The organism is Paenisporosarcina sp. P4_D4, assembly GCF_056401835.1.
The window spans coordinates 1-3262 of sequence record NZ_JBFUIO010000176.1 but is presented as its reverse complement, the minus strand read 5'-3'; the positions used below and the strand labels follow the sequence as shown (position 1 = coordinate 3262).

The window sequence follows — 3262 nt, the reverse complement described above, 5'->3', positions numbered from 1 at the left end:
GACTTCTAAGTCATGCTGACCATTTTGTTCAGGCATTTTACTTAAGTAGTAACCAATTCGATCAAGTGTTGTTATTGTAGTTGGCTTGTTCCAAGTTTCCCGTAAGTATCCTTCAACTGTCATGCTTCTACCGTCAAAAATAAGTTCTGACTCTAACACTTTGTTAACTTCAATTAGTCGCACTGATGGTTCTATGTTATCTGGAAGAAGAAAAGACTTCCCATTCGTGAATTTTAATTTCATATAATAACTCCCTCTAATATAGTTCGTGTCCTTGGACACCTATTTGTCTATGTTTTCCGCCCAAACTACTTTTTACATTTTTTGCACTGACTGTGATAACCATCTTGTGAGCCATTATTTAAACTGTAGAACTCATCTGTAGCAGGCAAGTTACCTTTACACTTACTACACCTTTTACTCTTTAATCCTAGTCCGTGAAGGTAGTGAGTCTTACGCCAATTCCACAGATTTTGCTTGATAATCTGATTACATATTGTATTAAATTTCTTTTTTATATGAGTGTAAGACCCCAACCCTAATTCATTTGCCATTTCCCTCACTGTAAACCCATGCTCATACAATCCAATCAGTTTCAACTGTTCTGGTGAGAAGTCGCAATCTACAATTGTTTGATCCAATGAGATGTAAGTTAGAATTATCTCTTCGTTCATTGATTGTATTTCACCAGCTTCATTAAAGAAGTTGTTATTGTCTGAGTATAAATAGTTATCGTATTTGTATCTGTATTGAATAAGTAGTTTCACTACGTTAATGTCTGAAAGAGTAAAGTCTTTAAAGAATAAGCTGTTGCTACTATCGTCTACTCTAATTTTCATTCCTGCCAAATCCATTCCCCCGATACTCTATCTCTGTTATGCAGTCCTCCTTTCGAGGTTGCAATATGGTGTAATTGAACTTATGTATGATTTATCTCATTTTCCAAATAAGTCCTTACACTACTTTATATATACGTTTTTTTAAGATTTATCAACTAAAATATGAAAATATTTTAATTTATTTTATAATTTATTATTTTATTGATAAATCCCAAAGTTTGGTATATAGTATAGAGTGTAGATGTTTATCCCAGTGTGGGTATCATCTTGATCATGCTAATTTAAATAATAAATTATAATTAAAAGGAGAATACAAATGACGAAAACTTTTGAAATGGAACTCATCATCACAAAGCAAGTGTACTATGACGAGGGTAGACGATTTGGTATCTACGGTTGCGATACAGTAGAATACAATCGAGAAGTCGAGAAAAATAAGTATGGTAACTTTTCGATTCAAGGGAATACACGTAGATTAGCAGAAGGGGAGAAGTATACGATTAAGTTTGAAGGTACGTATTCCCATGCTAAATACGGCAACTTCTATAAGATTCTTAAAGTACAAGAAGAAAAACTGGATACACAAGATGCACAGGATAAGTTTCTCCGTGAAATATTAAGTGATGCACATTTCAAGTCATTGAAAAACGCTTATCCAAAAGAGAAACTTGTTGATTTCATTCTTGCTGGCAACATAGATATTAAGAAGACTAAAGGAATCAAAGCGAAAGCATTAATAAGAATAAAGGAGAAAATTCAAGAGAATATGCAATTGGCTGTACTGATTGCTAAATTAAGTGACTTGAGTATTTCCTCCACAAAGCTATACAAGATACTTGACCATTTTGGAAATCCTGATCTGGCATTGAGAGCTATTGATGAAAACATTTATTCGTTGTGTGATATTAAATCACTAGGATTCAAGACTGTGGATGCGATTGCAATGCACAGAGGAGACGACCCAAATAATGAGCAACGCATTCATGCTTGTCTTAAATACACGTTAAATGAAGACGCGAATGATGGTCATACTTGGTCAATCCGTGAGCACCTGTTAGCAACGTGTAGCGATTTACTAAATATGCCTATGAGTAAGATTGATTTAATCCTAGCAGACATGAAAAAGAGTATTATATATCAGAGTGGAAACGCTGTATCGTTAGCATCAATTCGCTCCAAAGAAATATCAGTCCTTGAAGAATTAATCCGTATTCGTGACAGTTATACTCCACCAAACTTACAGAACATTGAATTCAACATTAGAAAGACTGAAGCTGAACAAGGTTACGCATTCACTAATGAACAGTTCAAAGCAATTGTAGAAGGCTCTCAGCATGGTGTTATGATACTCAATGGAGTTGCTGGTAGTGGTAAGTCTGCAAGTGTTAAAGGTTTGATTGATTCATTAGATGGTGTCAGCTATATGACATGTGCATTATCAGGTAAAGCAGTAAATGTATTGGCTCAACGTGGAATTGAAGCATCAACTATTCACCGTATGTTAAAAATGAAAGACGGTCAGTTTGTACATGGGGAGGAGAACCCCCTTCCGTATCAAGTAGTTGTAGTTGATGAAGTATCTATGATTAATATCCCTCTTATGCTTAGTGTGCTAAAGGCTGTTGCGAATGGAACTAAACTAATCATTGTAGGGGATAGTGGTCAGCTTCCTGCAATTGGATATGGTGATGTATTACGTGATTTATTATCCACTGACTTTTTTGCTAAGTTTGAATTGACACAAGTTCATCGTCAAGCTGCTAAATCAGGTATCCTAAGTTTAGCTAACAGTATCCGTATTGGTGAACAAGTATTCCCCTACAACTCAAGTGGAAAAGAAACCTTTGGTGAATTACAAGATCAGACAGTGATTAGCTATGCGAACAAGGATAGCATTGTATCTGACTTGTTGAATATTGCACTAGCTTATAAGGAGCGTATCAAGTCTCCAGAGGATATGTATGACTTCCAAGTGATCGTTGCAAATAAATCAAGAGGAGATTTGAGTGTGAAGAATCTTAATTATCATCTTCAAGGAATCTTCAACGATATGTCTAAACCATTCTTAAATCGTAACGGATATGAGTTTAGAGAAGGTGATAAGATAATCACACAAGGAAATGCCTACAATGTGTTGAAATTTGATTCCATTGAACATCACGATGAAATGATGGAAGATTACAGAATGAACGGAAACAGTAGCTTAAATAGTGAGGAAGATGAATCTGAAGATATGTTTGCTTCTTATCGTTTTGATTTCTTCAATGGTACATTAGGATATATTGATACGATTCAAACTGAGAACAAGCGTGTATTCATACGCCTTGATGGACATGAGGGTGTCATTCCATTATTGGAATCAGAGTTGGATAAGATTGATATGGCATATGCAGCTACTGTTCATAAGCTACAAGGTTCATCCA

At 35.2% G+C, this 3262-nt stretch carries 3 protein-coding genes; 1 reads left to right on the top strand and 2 read right to left on the bottom strand.

The window, feature by feature from the left end:
- Together AC1DSL_RS16550 and AC1DSL_RS16545 are read right to left on the bottom strand one after the other, a co-directional pair.
- Positions 1 to 243, bottom strand: a 243-nt coding sequence (locus AC1DSL_RS16550) for a hypothetical protein (RefSeq protein WP_477533039.1), incomplete at its 3' end; no start/stop codon positions are given.
- Between the two features lie 65 nt (positions 244 to 308).
- Positions 309 to 848, bottom strand: coding sequence for a hypothetical protein (locus AC1DSL_RS16545; RefSeq protein ID WP_477533038.1), 540 nt, complete (start codon positions 846 to 848; stop codon positions 309 to 311).
- 307 nt (positions 849 to 1155) lie between these two features.
- Here AC1DSL_RS16545 and AC1DSL_RS16540 point away from each other — a divergent pair.
- On the top strand, positions 1156 to 3262 hold a 2107-nt coding region (locus tag AC1DSL_RS16540; protein WP_477533037.1), incomplete at its 3' end, for an AAA family ATPase.